This window comes from Stenotrophomonas sp. FR012 (assembly GCF_047520565.2).
GTDB classification, from domain to species: Bacteria; Pseudomonadota; Gammaproteobacteria; order Xanthomonadales; family Xanthomonadaceae; genus Stenotrophomonas; species Stenotrophomonas sepilia.
This window is the reverse complement of record NZ_JAXBQL020000008.1, coordinates 1-16657: the sequence shown is the minus strand read 5'-3', so window position 1 is coordinate 16657 and position 16657 is coordinate 1. Positions and strand designations below refer to the sequence as shown.

Annotated in this window: 15 protein-coding genes; 7 read left to right on the top strand and 8 right to left on the bottom strand. The window is 67.6% G+C overall.

What is annotated here, in order from left to right:
- Positions 1-45: 45 nt before the first annotated feature.
- The 4 genes from ACM0O9_RS13990 to ACM0O9_RS13975 all read right to left on the bottom strand — a co-directional run bounded on the left by ACM0O9_RS13990 (position 46) and on the right by ACM0O9_RS13975 (position 5527).
- Positions 46-1842: a DUF885 domain-containing protein gene (locus ACM0O9_RS13990; protein WP_065185882.1), complete on the bottom strand. Its 1797-nt coding sequence runs from the start codon at positions 1840-1842 to the stop codon at positions 46-48.
- 67 nt (positions 1843-1909) lie between these two features.
- Positions 1910-2425: a cytochrome c oxidase assembly factor Coa1 family protein gene (locus ACM0O9_RS13985; protein ID WP_065185883.1), complete on the bottom strand. Its 516-nt coding sequence runs from the start codon at positions 2423-2425 to the stop codon at positions 1910-1912.
- Positions 2426-2450: 25 nt separating this feature from the next.
- On the bottom strand, positions 2451-4676 hold the full coding sequence (locus ACM0O9_RS13980) for a S9 family peptidase (protein WP_235648988.1): 2226 nt from the start codon (positions 4674-4676) through the stop codon (positions 2451-2453).
- Between the two features lie 161 nt (positions 4677-4837).
- Positions 4838-5527, bottom strand: a complete 690-nt coding sequence (locus tag ACM0O9_RS13975; protein WP_053496792.1) for a glutathione binding-like protein — start codon at positions 5525-5527, stop codon at positions 4838-4840.
- Between the two features lie 112 nt (positions 5528-5639).
- Between ACM0O9_RS13975 and ACM0O9_RS13970 the strand changes: the two genes are divergently transcribed.
- Positions 5640-6260: a TIGR00645 family protein gene (locus tag ACM0O9_RS13970; protein ID WP_065177871.1), complete on the top strand. Its 621-nt coding sequence runs from the start codon at positions 5640-5642 to the stop codon at positions 6258-6260.
- A gap of 200 nt (positions 6261-6460) precedes the next feature.
- Complete coding sequence (locus ACM0O9_RS13965; protein ID WP_065177870.1) at positions 6461-7474, top strand: energy transducer TonB; 1014 nt, start codon at positions 6461-6463, stop codon at positions 7472-7474.
- 82 nt (positions 7475-7556) lie between these two features.
- Here ACM0O9_RS13965 and ACM0O9_RS13960 read toward each other — a convergent pair whose 3' ends face one another.
- Positions 7557-7811 (bottom strand): hypothetical protein, encoded by a 255-nt coding sequence (locus ACM0O9_RS13960; RefSeq protein ID WP_065177869.1) that lies wholly within the window; start codon positions 7809-7811, stop codon positions 7557-7559.
- Positions 7812-7889: 78 nt separating this feature from the next.
- On the opposite strand from ACM0O9_RS13960, the gene ACM0O9_RS13955 reads away from it, so the two are divergent.
- Entirely contained in the window at positions 7890-8687 is a 798-nt protein-coding gene (locus ACM0O9_RS13955; RefSeq protein WP_065177868.1) for a helix-turn-helix domain-containing protein, read from the top strand.
- A gap of 99 nt (positions 8688-8786) precedes the next feature.
- Positions 8787-9467, top strand: coding sequence for a transposase (locus ACM0O9_RS13950; RefSeq protein ID WP_164229312.1), 681 nt, complete (start codon positions 8787-8789; stop codon positions 9465-9467).
- 51 nt (positions 9468-9518) lie between these two features.
- Here the strand turns inward: ACM0O9_RS13950 and ACM0O9_RS13945 are convergent, their stop codons facing one another.
- From ACM0O9_RS13945 to ACM0O9_RS13935, 3 genes are read right to left on the bottom strand one after another with little or no spacing between them, the layout of a single operon-like run.
- Positions 9519-10703: an ABC transporter permease gene (locus ACM0O9_RS13945; protein ID WP_414603647.1), complete on the bottom strand. Its 1185-nt coding sequence runs from the start codon at positions 10701-10703 to the stop codon at positions 9519-9521.
- Positions 10700-11446 (bottom strand): ABC transporter ATP-binding protein, encoded by a 747-nt coding sequence (locus ACM0O9_RS13940; RefSeq protein ID WP_053496785.1) that lies wholly within the window; start codon positions 11444-11446, stop codon positions 10700-10702. The genes ACM0O9_RS13945 and ACM0O9_RS13940 overlap by 4 nt, the downstream gene beginning before the upstream one ends.
- Entirely contained in the window at positions 11443-12969 is a 1527-nt protein-coding gene (locus tag ACM0O9_RS13935; RefSeq protein ID WP_164229314.1) for an alpha/beta hydrolase, read from the bottom strand. Before ACM0O9_RS13935 ends, ACM0O9_RS13940 begins: the two co-directional genes overlap by 4 nt.
- 296 nt (positions 12970-13265) lie before the next feature.
- On the opposite strand from ACM0O9_RS13935, the gene ACM0O9_RS13930 reads away from it, so the two are divergent.
- From ACM0O9_RS13930 to ACM0O9_RS13920, 3 genes are all read left to right on the top strand, one after another.
- Positions 13266-13751: a DUF1203 domain-containing protein gene (locus tag ACM0O9_RS13930; RefSeq protein ID WP_414603646.1), complete on the top strand. Its 486-nt coding sequence runs from the start codon at positions 13266-13268 to the stop codon at positions 13749-13751.
- A 233-nt stretch (positions 13752-13984) separates the two neighbouring features.
- A complete protein-coding gene (locus ACM0O9_RS13925) occupies positions 13985-15154 on the top strand; it encodes a lytic polysaccharide monooxygenase (protein ID WP_235648987.1) in 1170 nt (389 codons plus the stop codon).
- Positions 15155-15329: 175 nt separating this feature from the next.
- Complete coding sequence (locus tag ACM0O9_RS13920; RefSeq protein ID WP_065177863.1) at positions 15330-16496, top strand: lytic polysaccharide monooxygenase; 1167 nt, start codon at positions 15330-15332, stop codon at positions 16494-16496.
- Positions 16497-16657: the final 161 nt, after the last annotated feature.

Here is a 16657-nt window from a genome sequence, read left to right as displayed (position 1 = left end):
TCAGAGCCCTTTCCTGCGGAAAGGGATCCGACCCCGGCGCGGGCATCACTTGTACTTCGGCACGAACACTTTGTTCACCGCGTCGGCCAGCTGGTCCGGCGGCAGCAGGCCCTGGTCGAGCAGGAAGTTGTTGAACGCCAGGCGGTCGAACTTCGCGCCCAGTGCCAGCTCGGTCTGCATGCGCAGTTCGAGGATGCGGGTGTAGCCATAGAAGTAGCTGCCCGCCTGGCCCGGCATGCGCACCATGTAACGGTCCAGTTCCTGGGTGGCCATCGCCTTGGACAGGCCGACCTGCTCCATCAGCACACGTTCGCCGTTGGCGCGGTCGGTCAGGCCGAGATTGAGCATCGGGTCAAGCATTGCGCGTGCGGCCCGCAGCAGGCGGAACTGCAGGGCGATCATCTGCCCGTCCAGCGGCTCGTACGGCACCATCTCGGCCTCGGCATACAGCGCCCAGCCTTCAACGTTCACCGAATTGAACGCGAACATGGTGCGCGCCAGCGAGACACCACGCTCGACCATCGCGGTGAACTGCAGCTCGTGGCCGGGGCGGCCTTCATGCGCGCTCAGCGTCCACGCCGCCGCACCGAAGTTGAAATCGTCGTATTGTGCGCCCGGGCCCGCCGCCGGGTTGCCCAGCGGCAGCACGAAGGTGCCCTGCTGCCCGGTGTTGTTGACCAGCGGCGCCGGCAGGAAATGCGGGGCCGGGCTGGCCGCGCTCTCGGCGGCCGAACCCAGGCGCATCTGCATGGCGCGCTTGGGCACGTCGACGATGGCATGCTCGCGGATCAGCGGATCGATCGCATCGATCACCTTGCGGTAGTGGCCTTCCAGCTGGTCGTCGGCGATCTTGTCGGCCTTCAGCGCGCGGATCACCGCCACCGGGTCGCTCGGGTCGGCCACCTTCAGGCCCTTGTCCTTCACCACCAGCGGCGCCAGCTGCTGCATCGCCGAGCGGGTTTCCATGAACTCCAGCTGCGCGCGCTGCATCAGCAGCTTCGGGTCGATATCGATGCCGACCTGCTTGAGCTGGTAGGCGTACAGCGGCGCCGGCAGGCGCGCGTCGGTGCGTGCCTTCGGCAGCACGTCCTTGCGGGTCCAGGCGGCGTAGTCCTTCATCTGCCCGGCCAGGGCCTTCATCGCCTCATCGGCGCCGGCGATCTGGTACTTCTTCAGCAGCGACTCGATGCCGGTGATGTACGTCTCGACATTGTCCAGCGATTGCTGCACTTCGATCTTCGTCGGCTGCAGCAGGCTGCCGTCCTTCAAGCGCTCTTCGTAACGCTGGCGGGCCAGCGTGGTAAACGCGGTGCCACCCGGCTGCAGCCCGGCGTAGGCCTTGAGGCGGTCGATCGCCTTGGCCCGGCGCTCGGCCGGCACCTGGTCGGACAGCAGCAGGTTGAGGCCGCTGAAGATGGTCTGCGGCGCGTCACTCCATGGCAGCAGGTACTTCTCGTTGAGCTCGCTGCCTTCGATGTTCTGGTTGGCGGCGTGGATCATGATCTCCAGGTCCTGGCGGACGTTGGGATCCTGCTCGGTGGCCAGCTTGGCTTTCAGTTCATCGCGGGCCTTGGCCATCGCGGCGCGGTAGCGCTTGCCATTGTCCGCACCGAGGTCGGCCACCTTGTCGTCATAGCCGGGCACGCCGAAGAAGCCGGTTTCTTCCGGCTGGAACGGGCCCTGCGCATCAAGCAGGATCTGCGCCAGTGCGTTGCTGCGGGCCACCCAGGCCGGGCTGGCCGGAGTAGCGGCCTTGGCGGCGGGTGCCGCCAGCGCCGGCGGTGCGGACATCAGCGGGGCGGCAGTCAGGGCCAGGGCAACGGCCAACGCGATCGGCTTCATGGTGCACTCCAGGACAGGGTTGCCCGCACCCTACGCGCTCAGCGCTGTGGCGACAATCGGCCGGAGGTCACAACGCCCCGGCCAGCGGGCATTCGCCGCGTTCGCGGCAGGCCTGCAGCTCGCATTCCTGCGCGGCCTCGTCATCATCCAGCGCGGTCAGGTCGAACGTCTGCTTGTTCTCGCCCAGCACATACATCACCGGATAGTCCCAGACGTCGTCGCTGCGGGTGCCCTTCACGAACAGCCGGCCGTGCGCGCGCGGGCCTTCCAGGGCCACGGTCAGGCCGACGTCGCGCTGGCCGTTGATCGCGGTCTGCATGCTGCCCAGCGGCATCGACTCGGCACGCAGCGGCTCGCCGAAGGCTTCCACCAGTTCGATGCTGCATCCAGCGCGGCGCATCGCCTCGCGCATCGGCGGGCTCTCGCGTGCGGCCTCGCTCCAGCGCAGCACGCTCCAGGCCACCACGCCACCGGCACCGGCCAACACCAGCAGCACGGCCAGCGGCATCGCCCAGCGCCAGTGACGGGACCACCAGCCGGCAGGCTTCGGGCCATGGGTGGGAATCGGCGGCGGCAGTGTCATCGGCGGGCTCCTTCCCGTTTGTGCATCAGGGCTTCAGGCAGCGTCCCAGGAAGGCTTCGGCCACACGGTAGCGATGCAGGGCATCGGCGCCGGACAGGCCATGCTTGGCACCCGGATAGGTCATCAGCTCGAACGGCTGGCCGCGCTTCTGCAGCGCGCTCATCAGGCTGGTCGAGTTGGTGAACAGCACGTTGTCATCGGCCATGCCGTGGATCAGCAGCAACGGCGAACGCAGGCCTTCGATATGGGTCAGCACGCGCGCTTCGCGGTACCCCGCTTCGTTGCGCGCCGGCAGGTCCATGTAGCGTTCGGTGTAGTGGCTGTCATACAGGCCCCAATCGGTGACCGGTGCGCCGGCCACGCCACAGGCGTACTGGTTCGATGCCTTGGCCAGCAGCATCAGAGTCATGTAACCGCCGTTGGACCAGCCCTGCACGCCGATGCGCGCCGGGTCCGCCCACGGCTGCTGCTTCAGCCAGGCCACGCCGCGCAGCTGGTCGGTCACTTCCACCGTGCCCTGCTTCCCGTACAGCGCACCACCGAAGTCGCGGCCACGGCGCGGAGTACCGCGGTTGTCCAGCGAGAACACCACGTAGCCCTGTTGGGCCAGGTACTGGTTGAACAGATGGTCGCCGCGGCCGGGCCAGCTGTCGGTGACGGTCTGGCTGGCCGGGCCGCCGTAGACGTACACCGCCACCGGGTAGCGCTTGGACGGATCGAAGCCGGCCGGCTTGATCAGGCTGTAGTTCAACGGGGTCTTGCCGTCGGCAGCCATCAACGTGCCGAACTCGACCGGGCGCTGCGCATCGCGGTAGCGCGCATACGGGTGCTTGGGATCGGTCAGGTCGTTCTCGACCAGCGTGGCGATCTTCTCGCCGTTGGCGCGGAACAGTTCGATCTGCGGCGGCGTGGTGCTGTTGGACCAGCTGTCCACGTAGACGCTGGCATTGCGGGCGAAGCTGGCGCTGTGCATGCCCGGCGCCTTCGACAGGCGCTGCGGCTCACCGCCCTGCAGCGACACCGCATAGATCTGGCTTTCGCGCGAGGTCTCGATGCCAGCACGGAAGTAGGCCTTGCCGGCCTTCTCATCGACCGCCAGCAGTTCGTCCACCGGCCAGTTGCCATGGGTCAGCGCAGTGGCCTTGCCCTTGTCATCGATGCGGTACAGGTGCTGGAAGCCGGTGCGCTCGGACGACCACAGCACGCTGCCATCTTCAAGGAAGCGCAGGCTGTTGTGCAGCGGCACCCAGGTCGGGCTGGTCTCGTGGGCGAGCACGCGCTGGCGGTTGGAGTCGAGCGCCACTTCGACCAGGTCCAGCTGCTTCTGGTCACGCGACTGGCGCTGGAAACTCAGGTGCTGCGCATCGCGCCAATCGACGCGGGCCAGGTAGATGTCCTGTTCCTTGCCCAGGTCGATCCAGCGCGGCTGCGCATCGGCGGCCGGTGCGATCACGCCCAGCTGCACGCGCACGTTGGCGTCGCCGGCGGCCGGGTAACGCTGTTCGATCACGTCGGTGCGGTCGGCATAGACCTCGTAGCGCTTCTGCACCGGCACCGGCGCCTCGTCGATGCGGGCGAAGGCGATGGCCGAATCATCCGGCGCCCACCAGTAACCGGTGTGGCGATCCATTTCCTCATCGGCGACGAACTCGGCCACGCCGTTGCCGATGGTGGTGCTGCCGTCGCGGGTCAGCTGCAGCTGCTTGCCACTGGCCAGGTCGATCACCCACAGGTTGCGGCCGCGGATGAAGCTGACGAAGCCGCCCTGGGGCGACAGCTTGGCGTCGGTGGCGAAGCCTTCACCGTGGGTCAGCTGGCGCACGGCCGCCTGGCCATGCTGCTTGAGGTCGTACAGGTAGAGTTCGCCGCCCAACGGGAACAGCAGGCGCTGCGCGTCCGGCGACCACTGGTAATCGACGATGCCGGTCATCGCGGCGATGCGCTGGCGCTCGCGTCGGGCCTTTTCCTCATCGCTGAGGGTCTCGGTGCCGGGCAGCACGACCTTGGAATCAACCAGCAGGCGGGTCTGGCCGCTGCCGATGTCGTAGGTCCACAGGTCCAGCTGGTTGCGGTCGCTGTCCTTGCCGCGCAGGAAGCTGACCTGCGAACCGTCCGGCGCCACCTTGGGCTTCATCAGGGTCGGGCCGGACAACGGCAGGGGGCCGGTGATGGCTTCCAGGGTCAGCTTTTCGGCGTGGGCGGCGGTACTGGTGGCGAGCATGAGGGCAAGCGAAGCGAACAGGTGGCGCATGAAGGATCCCGGCAAACGGCAGGTCCGCCTCCACGCGGGGCGCGGGACGGTCGTGCCCCCATCCTAACCAAGCCCGTGCGGGAAGGCAGCATGACCTTCTGCCCATAAGCAGTGCGGACGAGTGCCGACCAACGGTCGGCACCCACCTTCAGATGCCGGGGTCAGCGCTGGCCGAACAGATGCTTGCGCTCTTCGTCGCTGAGCGGCTTGCCGGCGTTCGGGTTCACCTGCTGGCGCAGCGCATAGGCGCGCTGGGTGGCCGGGCGCGCGGCGATGGTCTCGTGCCAGCGCTTGAGGTTCGGGAACGCGGCGAAGTCCACCGGCAGCTTGTCGTAGGCGCCGATCCACGGGTAGCTGGCCATGTCGGCGATGGTGTACGCGTCGCCGGCCAGGAAGGCGTGCTGGGCCAGGCGCTTGTCCATCACCCCGTGCAGGCGGCGCACCTCGTTGTCATAGCGCTCGATCGCATACGGGATCTTTTCCGGGGCATACACATTGAAATGCCCCATCTGGCCACTCATCGGACCCAGGCCCGCCATCTGCCAGAACAGCCACTCCAGGGTGGTGATGCGGCCGCGCGGGTCGCTGGGCAGGAAGCGGCCGGTCTTCTCGGCCAGGTACAGCAGGATCGCGCCGGACTCGAACACGCTCTGCGGGGCGCCGCCATCGACCGGGGCGTGGTCGACGATGGCCGGCATCTTGTTGTTGGGCGAAATGGCCAGGAACTCTGGCTTGAACTGGTCACCCGAGCCGATGTTGACCGGGTGGATGCGGTACTCCAGGCCGGCTTCCTCCAGCAGCAGGGTCACTTTATGGCCGTTCGGGGTGGGCCAGTAATACAGGTCGATCATGGCGTCGGCTCGGGGTGCGGAAAGGAACCTGAAGTCTAGTGCGTGAGTTGGGTTGGCACCGTCATGGCGGGCCGGTAACCTCGCCTCTCCCCCGAAACGCAGCATCCCCCGCATGAGTGCAAACCGCCCGCCGCTCTCTCCGTTGTCCACGCTGATCTTCGCCTCGCGCTGGCTGCAGCTGCCGCTGTACCTGGGCCTGATCGTGGCGCAGTGCGTCTACGTGTTCCTGTTCGGCAAGGAACTGTGGCACCTGATCTCGCATTCGGTGTCGATGGGCGAGCAGCAGATCATGCTGATCGTGCTGGGCCTGATCGACGTGGTGATGATCTCCAACCTGCTGGTGATGGTGATCGTCGGCGGCTATGAGACCTTCGTCTCGCGCCTGCGCCTGGAAGGCCACCCGGACCAGCCGGAATGGCTGAGCCACGTCAATGCCAGCGTGCTGAAGGTGAAGCTGGCGATGGCGATCATCGGCATCTCCTCGATCCACCTGCTGAAGACCTTCATCGCCAGTGGCGCACTGAATGGCATCCCGCTGTGCACGCCGGAGCAGATGAGCGTGGCCGCCGCCAACATCGGTGTCGCCCGCTGCTCGATGCTGACTCAGGAAGGCGTGCTGTGGCAGACCATCATCCACTGCGTGTTCATCCTGTCGGCGATCGGCATCGCCTGGACCGACAAGCTGATGTCCAACGGCCACAGCAAGTCGCACGACAAGGCGCACGACCACTGAGGTCGGCGCCGGCAACGGCACGGCCGCCGTTGCCCATCCCGGCCACTGCTCTTGTACGCGGCGGCGGCCGGGATGCTAGATTGCACCCTCGCCGTTGCCGGCGGTGGCGTCGGGAAACGTCACCCTGCCGCGCCCGGACCGCAGGTCCCGGCCATGCATATCAATGATTTACGTCACGTCGTCTTCTAGAGGGGAGCAGGATGTCGCACGTCTCAACGATCACCGCCGCGCGCCGGTGGCTGCCGGTTGCCCTGGCACTGGCACTGGCTGCCTGCTCGGGCAAGGAGGAAACCGCCGCACCGGCCCCGGCCGCCGCACCCACCGCCGCTGCACCGGCCGCACCGGTGGTCGCCGCCAAGGTGCAGTCGATGGGCACCGAGCAGCTGCGTGAGTCGGCCAGCCAGGCCCTGCGCGAGAACCGCATGTACGCGCCGGCTGGCGACAACGCCATCGAGTACTACCTCGCCCTGCGCGACAAGACGCCGGACGACGCCTCGGTGAAGAGCGCGCTGACCGACCTGCTGCCCTACACCCTGATCGCCGCCGAACAGCACCTGGGCCGCGAGGACTACACCGAAGCGCAGCGCCTGGTGGCGCTGATCGAGAAGGTGGATGCGTCCGCGCCGGCCCTGCCACGCCTGAAGGACGGCCTGGCCAAGGGCGTGCAGAACGCGGCCAAGCGCACCGAGGCCGAAGCCGAGAAGGCGAAGAAGGACGCCGAGGACCGCAGCAAGCAGCAGACCGAACAGCAGCGCCTGGCCGAGCAGCGTGCCAGGGAAGCCGACGCGGCCAAGCAGATCGCTGCCCAGCAGGACGCCGCCCGCCGCGACAATGAGCGCCAGGAAGCCGAGCGCCAAGCTGCGGCCCGCCGCGAAGCCGAGCAGAAGCAGCAGCAGGCTGCCGCCCAGCAGGCCAGCGCCGCACGCCAGGCTGCAGCTCCGGCGGCCGCTGCGGCGCCGAACCTGCGCCCGGTCAGCACCCCGGCGCCGCGCTATCCGTCCGAGGCGCTGCGCGCAGGCACCTCCGGCGAAGTGCTGGTGGAAATCACCGTCGGCACCGACGGTTCGGTGACCAACGCCCGTGTGCTGCGCGCAACGCCATCGCGCGTCTTCGATCGCGAGGCCATGAACGCGGTCAAGCGTTGGCGCTTCGAGCCGGTCAGCGCACCGGTCACCACCCGCCGCACCCTGGTGTTCGCCCCGGGCGGCAGCTGACCACGAAAAGGGGACGGATGGGATTAAGTCGTTTCCGACCCGCAATGACGACACGGCCCGGCATGTCCGGGCCGTGTTCGTTTCAGGCGAGGCTGTCGATCAGGCGCTGCAGTGCCGGATCGCGCGCGTCCAGCACCTGGAACAGGCCCAGCGCATGCAGGCCCGGCAGCAGCGCACGCAGGTCGGCTTCGGCGGTGGCGCGGGTGGCGTCATCGCCGGCGGAGTCCTGCCAGTCACGGACGCTGGCGAGGAAGGCGCCGACGCTGCCCTTGCGCACGGTGAGGCCGTTCACCTGCACCTCGTTCTGATGGTCGGGAAGGATGTCCTGCGGCTGCATGGGTGATGCTCCTGTGGGATCGGGAGCCCAGTGTGCCACCCAGCCATTGGCACTTCTGCCGTATAACTGCCAATGGATATGGCAGATCAGACACCGACCGGCTTGATTGATCCGGCATTGGCGGACGCCGACGACGGCCCCATCGTGCTGGCCGGCCAGCTGCGCGTGCCCGGAAGGCGGCGCACCGCGCGCCACCAGCACGTGCGCGGCCAGTTGCTGGGTGCCCACCACGGCCTGCTGCGGATCGAGGCCGGCGACCTGCACTGGCTGCTGCCGGCGGGGCATGTTGCCTGGATACCGCCCTTGCTGCCCCACGCCCTGGTAGGGGCAGACGCATTCGATGGCTGGAGCCTGTACGTCCGCGCCGATGCCGGCCTGGATCTGCCGCCGCTGCCCCGCATTTTCCAACCCGATGTGCTGTTGCAGGCGGCGGTGACGCGGGCACTGCGCTGGCCGCATCAGGCACTGGACGCTGCGCAGGCACGCTTGGCCGGCGTCATCGCCGACGAGATCCGTGCCAGCACTCCCTTGCCACTTGCCCTGCCACAACCGCAGGATCGACGGTTGCGGCGGATCGCGGCGGCGCTGGCACGGTCGCCGGACGACCTTCGCAGCGTCGAAGCGTGGGCAGCCACCAGCGGACTGTCCAGCCGCAGCCTCGCCCGCCATTGGCAGGCCGAAACAGGCATGACCCTGGGCCAGTGGCGGCAGCGCCTGCGCGTGCTGCTGTCGCTGCCACGCCTGCTGGCGGGCGAGCCGGTGATCAGCGTTGCGCTGTCGATGGGATACGACACCCCAAGCGCGTTCATCACCGTGTTCAAGCGCGAGATGGGGGTGACGCCTGCGCAGTACGCAAAAGGGGACGGAGGGAATTAAGTCGCTTTTGACTCTTCCGACACGGCATCGCGGCGTTGCCTGATGTCCGGCTTCGCGGCCGCAATGACAGGCTGAAACCCCGTCCAGTCTCCAGATCCGATGCCCCGACAAGCGCGCCTGATGCTGGCAGGCCAGGCCTATCACGTGATCCAGCGCGGTGTGAACAAGGGCGCGATCTTCGTCGACGACATCGACCGCCAACTGGTCCTGCATCTGTTGCACAGCGCATTCCTCAAGCACCACGTCGCGCTGCATGCCTATGTCCTGATGGGAAACCACGTTCACCTGTTGGCCACGCCCTCCACACAGCCGGGTCTGGCTGGTGCAATGCGCATGCAGGGCAACAACTACGTACAGGCCTTCAACCAGCGGCACGGGCGCAGTGGACCTCTGTGGCAGGGCCGCTTCCATTCCTCAATGATCGACAGCGATGCGTATCTTCTCAGCGTATACCGCTATATCGAACGCAATCCCGTTCGTGCAGGAATTGCTGTCAGTGCTGAAGATCACCCGTGGTCCAGCGTGCATGGCAACCTTCAACGACGCGATGATCCGATGTTGACGCAACATCCCGCGTTCGAGGCGCTGGCAGCGACCGCTCTGGGAAGGGCGACGTTGTATGCCGAATTCCTGCGCGATGTGAATGCGTCCGCCGACGTACCCGCGATCCGCAACCACAGCGCCAGACAACGCCCGATGGGGAACGATGCGTTCCTGCGGATGGTGGAGCAGACGCTGGGGTGCCCGGTGGAGATGCGCGGACGAGGACGTCCGCGCTAGGAGGGGACGGGAGAGGCAGAAACGACTTAATCCCCTCCGTCCCCTTTTTGGTCAGCCAGAGATCGCCAGGCGCTCGTTGTGGTAGCGGCGCACGGCGGCGAACCACAGCACGGCGGCGAGGCCGAGGCTGGCACCGAGGTAGATCGCCCAGACCGCCGGGGTGATGATCTCGTGGCGGATCACCTTCAGCAGCATCTGGTTCTGCGACAGGAACGGCACGGCGTACTGCCACAGCTCGCTCTTCAGTGGATAGGCTACCAGTGCATAGCCAGGCAGCATCGGCAGCAGCATCAGCCAGGTCATGTGGCTTTGCGCTTCCTTCATGCTCTTGGCTGCGGCCGACAGGAAGGTCAGCAGCGAGGTGCCGATCAGCAGCATCGGCAACATCACCAGCAGCATCTGCAGCATCGAGCCGACGTTCATGTTGAACTGGCGGCCAATGTTGCCGGGTGCGATCTGCGCGCTCACCTTGAACGCGACCAGGGTCAGCAGCAGCGACACGAAACCGACCACGCAGGCGGCGGCGATCTTGCCGCTGACGATCGCGCTGCGCGAGCCCGGCGTGGCCAGCAGCGGCTCCAGCGACTGCCGCTCGCGCTCGCCGGCGGTGGCGTCCATCACCAGGTAGGCGCCACCGATGAACGAGGTCAGCGTCAGCAGTACCGGCAGCAGCATCGACAGGATAATGCCGCGCTTGGCCTCGGCACTGGCCAGGTCCTGGCGTGCCACGTCCAGCGGGCGGGCCACCTGTGCATCGATGCCGCGCGCCATCAGGCGCAGTGCACCGACCTGGCCGTTGTAGGTGGCCAGCGCCGCCTCCAGGCGCGCACTGGGTACTTCAGCCGCGCGCCGCGTGCTGTCCTTGATCACCTCCACCAGCGCCGGCTTGCCCTCGGCCCAGTCCTTGCCGAAATCATCGCTGATGCGCAGCGCCACATCGATGTCCTGGGTGCGGATGGCCTCGGCCAGGTCCTTCGGTGCCGGTGCGGCATTGAGGCCCTGTGCGGCGAGGAAGCGCACCAGGTTCGGCGCGTTCCCGGCGCCGATGGTCGGGATCTGCAACGGCTCTTCGATCTGGGTGCGTACCCGGCTCTCGGCCAGCTTGCCCATGCCCAGCAGCAGCACCGGGTACAGCAGCGGCCCGAACAGCAGGGTCAGCAGCAGCGTGCGGCGGTCACGCGACAGGTCGCGCAGTTCCTTGCGCATCACCGTCATCAGGGTCGACATCATGCTCATGCGTGCAGGCCCTCTTCGCTGCCGATCAGTTTCACGAACGCGTCCTCAAGATTGGCTTCGCCGGCCTGCGCACGCAGCTCGTCGGCGCTGCCGGCAGCCATCACCGTGCCCTTGGCGATGATCACGATGTGGTCACACAACGCGCCCACCTCCTGCATGATGTGGCTGGACAGGATCACGCAGCGCCCCTCTTCGCGCAGGCCCAGCAGGAAGCGGCGCAGCGCGCGCGTGGTCATCACATCCAGGCCGTTGGTCGGTTCGTCGAGGATGACGTTGCGCGGGTCGTGCACCAGCGCGCGGGCAATCGCGGTCTTGGTGCGCTGGCCCTGCGAGAAACCATCGGTCTGCCGGTCGAGGATGTCCCCCATGTCCAGCGCGTGCGACAGCACCTCGATGCGTTCGCGGATGCGCTCGGCAGACAGGCCATGCAGTTCGCCGAAGTAGGCGATGTTCTCGCGCGCGGTCAGGCGCTTGTAGACGCCACGCGCATCGGGCAGCACGCCGAGGTGGCGACGTACCTCCACCGGATTGCGCGCCGCATCGATGCCGTCGACAGTGATGCTGCCCTGGTCGGGCGTCATCAGTGTGTACAGCATGCGCATGGTGGTGGTCTTGCCGGCACCATTGGGGCCGAGCAGGCCGGTGATCTGCCCATCCCCGGCGCGGAAGCCGACGTTGGCGACCGCCTGGATGCGGCCCGTGCGGGTATCGAAGGCCTTGTGCAGGTTGTCGGCGACGATCATGGTTCCCATCCGTTGAACGAGGTGAACGCCGGCACGTAGCTCAGCGTATCCAGGCAGCCGGCATCCAGCGCCTTGGCATCGGTCTTGTCGATGAACTGGCCGAGCAGCCGCGGCATGCAGCCGGCGGTCAACGTGCCATGGCCCTGGCCACGGGCGACCAGCGCACGGCCGTTGGGCAGGCCCTTGAGCACCTGTGCGGCGTAACGCGGCGGCGTCACCGGGTCCAGCTCACCAGACAGCAGCAGTGCCGGCACGTCGCTGCGCAGCGGCACGGCATCGGTTGCCGGCGCCGGACGGTGCGGCCACACCGGGCAGGCCGCGAAGAACGCACTGGCCACTTCGTTGCCGAACAGCCGCTCGGGATCCTCGGCCGGCGCGTGGTAGCGCGGCGCATCCTCGCTGCAGATCACCGACCACTGCATGCCGCGGTTGATCTGGAAATCCATGCTGCGGTTCGCGCCGCGCGCCAGCGATGCCAACGGGGCATAGCGCCCGTGTGCGGCTTCATCCAGCACCAGTGGCAGCAGCGAGGAATACTGCGGCACGTAGGAGAAGGCGAAGGCAAGGCCGACCACGCTGTCCGGGGTCAGGACATCCTGCCGGGGTGCGTTGGTACCCGGGTCGCGATACTCGACCGAGACCGGTGCACGGCGCAGGGTGTCGACCACGCTGCGCAGCTGCGCGCGGGTATCGGTCGGGAAACGCTTGCTGCACGCAGCATCCTTGCGGCACTGCGCCGACTGCAGGGCGATCGCATCCTCGAAGGTGGTCGCGAAGTCGCCACCGACCACCAGCTCGTTCGGTACCACGCCATCGATGACGATGCTGCGGGTGTGCTGCCGATAGGCCCCGGCATAGCGCTGGGCCACGCGGGTACCGTAGGAGCCGCCAACCAGGTTGAGCTGGTCCACACCGAGCGCCGCACGCACCGCATCCAGATCGGCGATCGCCTCGGTGGTGGTGTAGAAGCGCGCATCGGCACGCCCCTGCAGCGATGCGGCGCAGCGCTGGGCGTAATCGCGCAGCGATGCCTCGGAAGGCGCGGCATCCTCGTCCACCTGCAGCGGCTTGCCGTCCGCGCCCAGGCAGCTGAGCGGGTTGGAGCCGCCGGTGCCGCGCTGGTCGATCAGGAACACGTCGCGCTGCTTGCGCACCTGGCGCAGTGCAGTATCGACGATGACCGCCACCTCGCTGGCCGCTTGGCCAGGGCCGCCGGCCAGGAAGAACACCGGGTCGGGCTGGCTGGCGCCGCTGCTGCCCGATTCCAGCCAGGCGACACGCAGGCCGATCCAGCGACCGTCAGGCTGGGCCCGGTCCTCCGGCACCTGCAGGGTGGCGCACTGCGCCTCCACGTTGGCGCTGGCACCTTCGGTGGACAGTGTGCAGGGCTGGAAGTCGATCGTGCCGAAGCGGCGGCTGGGTGCATCGCTGGCGCTTCCGGCGTCGGCCGGCGGCGGCTGGCTGCACCCGGCAAGCATCAGGCTGGCCAGCATCCCGGCCAGCGCGAGGTGGTGTCTTTGCATCGTGCTCGTTTCCCCTGGAGGACGTTCCTGTCGACCACGACGGGCTGCCGCGGAAGATGTGACCCAACTTACACGGGCAGCGCGCCGACGGCGATGGGCAATGACGAATCCGCAGCCAACGGCGCGCAGACCAGGCGGTCCCGCCTCTCGGCCTTGGCCGGCACAGGGCGGCATCGGCGGCGGCCCGCAGCGCCCCGTGGGCCAGTGCACCGGCCCGGCGGCGATGCGGGGTCTGAAAACGGCGAGCACGGCCGCCGGCGCACGCGCAGAATCCGCCGCAGACCCAGGAGACGCTCATGCACACGTGGTACCTCAGTGGCATCGACCATCGCCCCTTCCTGCACCTGTTCGAGATGAGTGACAGCGCGCTCGCCGCGCTCGGCATCCAGCGTCGCTGGGCCGGCGCCAACGGCGGCCATCCCTGCCGGATCAGCCTGAGCGATCCCGCGCCTGGCAGCGAGCTGCTCCTGCTGTCCCACGTCCACCTGCCGCTGCATTCACCGTATCGCGCCGCCGGCCCGATCTTCGTGCAGCGCGGCGTGACCCGTTGCGTCCTGCCGCCAGGCGAGGTGCCCCCGTATGTGCAGCGCCGGATGATATCGATGCGTGCCTATGACCACGCCGCGCTGATGTGCGGTGCCCAGGTCTGTGCGGGCACCGAGGTGGCCGACCACCTGGATGCACTGTTTGCCGACCCGTCGGTGGCGTTCGTCCAGCTGCACAACGCGGCGCATGGCTGTTTCTCGTGCCAGGCAGATCGGGTGGGTACCGTGACTGCGTAGCGTGATCCCCATGACGTGATCGATGCCACGCCGGTCACGTGACGTCCAGCGCATCCGTTCAGCCCTGCGTGAAGCCTGCGGGAAGGGCTTCACATGCGCAGTCACGGATCGACACTGCGATGGTTCCGTCGCCTGCATCGCGACTCGATACTCGCCGTGGTGCCGCCGGAAGTCCACTGCGCAGCGCAGCGCCTGCGGTCACCGTTCCCTTTCGACGACCACAAGGATGCGCCATGTCATTCCGATCCACACCGCTGCTGCTGGCTACCTCGTTCGTGGCTGCGGGCCTGTCCCTGGCCGGCAACGCGTTCGCCCACGGCACCATGACCACGCCGGTCAGCCGCGTCTACGCCTGTTTCCAGGGCAACCCCGAGAACCCGACCAACCCGGCCTGTGCCGCCGCCAAGGCCATCGGCGGTTCGCAGGCGTTCTACGACTGGAACGGCATCAACCAGGCCAATGCCAACGGCAACCACCAGGCCGTGGTGCCCGACGGCAAGCTGTGCAGCGGCAACAACCCGACCTTCCGCGGCCTGGACGTGAACCGCAGTGACTGGCAGACCACGCCGATCCAGCCCGATGCCAATGGCAGGTTCACCTTCGTGTTCAAGGCGACCGCGCCGCACGCCACCCGTGACTGGCGCTTCTTCGTCACCCGCGAAGGCTGGCAGCCGGGCAGCCCGCTGCGCTGGGCCGACCTGCAGGAGTTCTGCACCCTGGGCAATACACCGCTGTCGGCCGATGGCACCTACAAGCTGCAATGCACGTTGCCGCAGCGCACCGGCCAGCATGTGATCTACAACACTTGGCAGCGCTCGGATTCGACCGAGGCGTTCTATACCTGCATGGATGTGCGTTTCCAGGGCGGCGGCGTAACGGCACCGGCAACGCAGTGGCAGGATGCCGGCCCGGTCACCGCGCGCGGCGAGCTGCCGGTCGGCACCACGTTGGCGCTGCGCGTGTTCAATGCCAACGGCAATGATGTCGAACGCGTGGAAGCCACGCTGGCCAGCGGCCAGACTGCCGCCGCACAGTGGCCGCTGGTGCTGGCACGCACGGTCAATGCCAGTGCGCAGCACGCACGCGTGGGCGTGCTCAGCAACGGCGTGATCACACCGGCGGCCTCGGCCACCGACAACCGTGTGTACCTGAAGGACGGCAACCGCTTCCAGCTCGACACCCGGGTGCCCGACGCGGGCACGCCGTCGCCGGGCGGTGATTTCGACCACGTGTACCCCGCAGGCATTGGCAGTTACGTCCCGGGCCAGACCGTGGTAAAGGGCCCCGACGGCAAGCTGTACGCCTGCCGCCCGTTCCCGGAAGGGGCGTGGTGCAACGTCAATGCCGAGGCATATCGCCCCGGTGTGGGCAGTGCATGGCGCGATGCTTGGGTGCCCTACTGACCCGTTGTAGAAGGCGGTGCGCATCGCGCCGCCTTCTGCCTGGGCCGCAGTGTTTTGAGCAGGGCGCTGCAGATCAGGCACGACAGCCATCAAATTCAAACTTGTCCGATGTTGACGGCGCGTCTGCATGTGAAGACTCCATGAGGTTTCCCACACCTCGCAAAGGAGTCTCTGCATGCACCTGTCCCACCGGGCAGTCCTCGCACTGTCCGTCGTTGCCGGCCTCGCCCTGTCTGGCAGCGCCTTCGCCCACGGCACCATGACCAAGCCGCTCAGCCGCGTGAAGCAGTGCCACGAGGGCAATCCGGAAAACCCGACCAACCCGGCCTGCGCCGCCGCCAAGGCCATTGGCGGCGCGCAGCCGTTCTACGACTGGAGCGCGATTGCGCACGGCAATGCCAATGGCAACCATCGTGAACTGGTGCGCGACGGCGAGCTGTGCAGTGCCAGCATTCCCAAGTACCGCGGGCTCGACCTGAACCGCACGGACTGGCCGACCACGCCGATCCGCGCCGACGCGCGTGGCCGCTACACCTTCGAATTCTATGCCCCGGCCCCGCATGCCACCCGCGAGTGGAAGTTCTATGTCACCCGTGAGGGCTGGCAGCCGGGCAGCCCGCTGCGCTGGGCCGACCTGCAGGAGTTCTGCACCCTGGGCAACGTGCCGGTGGATGGCAAGACCTACAAGCTGGATTGCCCGCTGCCCAAGCGCAGTGGCCAGCACATCATCTACAACACCTGGCAGCGTTCGGATTCGGGTGAAGCGTTCTACACCTGCATGGACGTGCGATTCGAAGGCGGCAATGGCGTGATTCCGCCGCCGCAGTGGCAGGATGCCGGCCCGGTCACCGCCCGCGGTGCGCTGGAGGCAGGCACCACGCTGACCCTGCGCGTGTTCAATGCCAACGGCAACGATCTGGAGCGCCCGGAAATCACCCTGGCTGCTGGCCAGACCGCTCCGGCACAGTGGCCGATGGCGCTGGCCCGCAAGGTCAACGGCAGTGCCCAGCACGCCCGCGTCGGCGTGATGAAGAACGGCGTGATCACGCCGGTGGCGTCCGCCACCGAGAACCGCGTCTACCTGAAGCCAGGCAACCGCTTTGAACTGGAAACCCAGATTCCGGGCCCGGTTGATCCGGTCGATCCGCCGGGTGGCGATTTCGACTTCGTGTATCCGGCCGGCCTCGGCAGCTACAAGCCTGGCGAGACCGTGGTGAAGGGCACCGACGGCAAGCTGTACGCCTGCCGTCCGTTCCCGGAAGGTGCGTGGTGCAACATCAACGCCGATGCCTATCGCCCGGGCACCGGCTTTGCCTGGCGTGATGCCTGGATCGCGTACTGAGGCCGGGCACCGGGGGCGGCGTGGTGCCGCCTCCGGTTTGCGGGGGGGTGCCGGCCAGCGGCCGGCACTACCGTTGCAGCAAGCGACGCTGCAACCGCTCCACCGCACGCTGCAGCAGCGCCCGGTTGCGGGCCAGCTTCATCCACTGCGGCAGGCGCGAG

Coding starts and splice junctions, on each gene's coding strand:
- ACM0O9_RS13965 (WP_065177870.1), top strand. CDS start 6,461: ATGTCGCACGTCTCAACGATCACCGCCGCGCGCCGGTGGCTGCCGGTT.
- ACM0O9_RS13945 (WP_414603647.1), bottom strand. CDS start 10,703: ATGAGCATGATGTCGACCCTGATGACGGTGATGCGCAAGGAACTGCGC.
- ACM0O9_RS13950 (WP_164229312.1), top strand. CDS start 8,787: ATGCCCCGACAAGCGCGCCTGATGCTGGCAGGCCAGGCCTATCACGTG.
- ACM0O9_RS13985 (WP_065185883.1), bottom strand. CDS start 2,425: ATGACACTGCCGCCGCCGATTCCCACCCATGGCCCGAAGCCTGCCGGC.
- ACM0O9_RS13925 (WP_235648987.1), top strand. CDS start 13,985: ATGTCATTCCGATCCACACCGCTGCTGCTGGCTACCTCGTTCGTGGCT.
- ACM0O9_RS13955 (WP_065177868.1), top strand. CDS start 7,890: ATGGCAGATCAGACACCGACCGGCTTGATTGATCCGGCATTGGCGGAC.
- ACM0O9_RS13935 (WP_164229314.1), bottom strand. CDS start 12,969: ATGCAAAGACACCACCTCGCGCTGGCCGGGATGCTGGCCAGCCTGATG.
- ACM0O9_RS13975 (WP_053496792.1), bottom strand. CDS start 5,527: ATGATCGACCTGTATTACTGGCCCACCCCGAACGGCCATAAAGTGACC.
- ACM0O9_RS13930 (WP_414603646.1), top strand. CDS start 13,266: ATGCACACGTGGTACCTCAGTGGCATCGACCATCGCCCCTTCCTGCAC.
- ACM0O9_RS13970 (WP_065177871.1), top strand. CDS start 5,640: ATGAGTGCAAACCGCCCGCCGCTCTCTCCGTTGTCCACGCTGATCTTC.
- ACM0O9_RS13980 (WP_235648988.1), bottom strand. CDS start 4,676: ATGCGCCACCTGTTCGCTTCGCTTGCCCTCATGCTCGCCACCAGTACC.
- ACM0O9_RS13940 (WP_053496785.1), bottom strand. CDS start 11,446: ATGATCGTCGCCGACAACCTGCACAAGGCCTTCGATACCCGCACGGGC.
- ACM0O9_RS13990 (WP_065185882.1), bottom strand. CDS start 1,842: ATGAAGCCGATCGCGTTGGCCGTTGCCCTGGCCCTGACTGCCGCCCCG.
- ACM0O9_RS13960 (WP_065177869.1), bottom strand. CDS start 7,811: ATGCAGCCGCAGGACATCCTTCCCGACCATCAGAACGAGGTGCAGGTG.
- ACM0O9_RS13920 (WP_065177863.1), top strand. CDS start 15,330: ATGCACCTGTCCCACCGGGCAGTCCTCGCACTGTCCGTCGTTGCCGGC.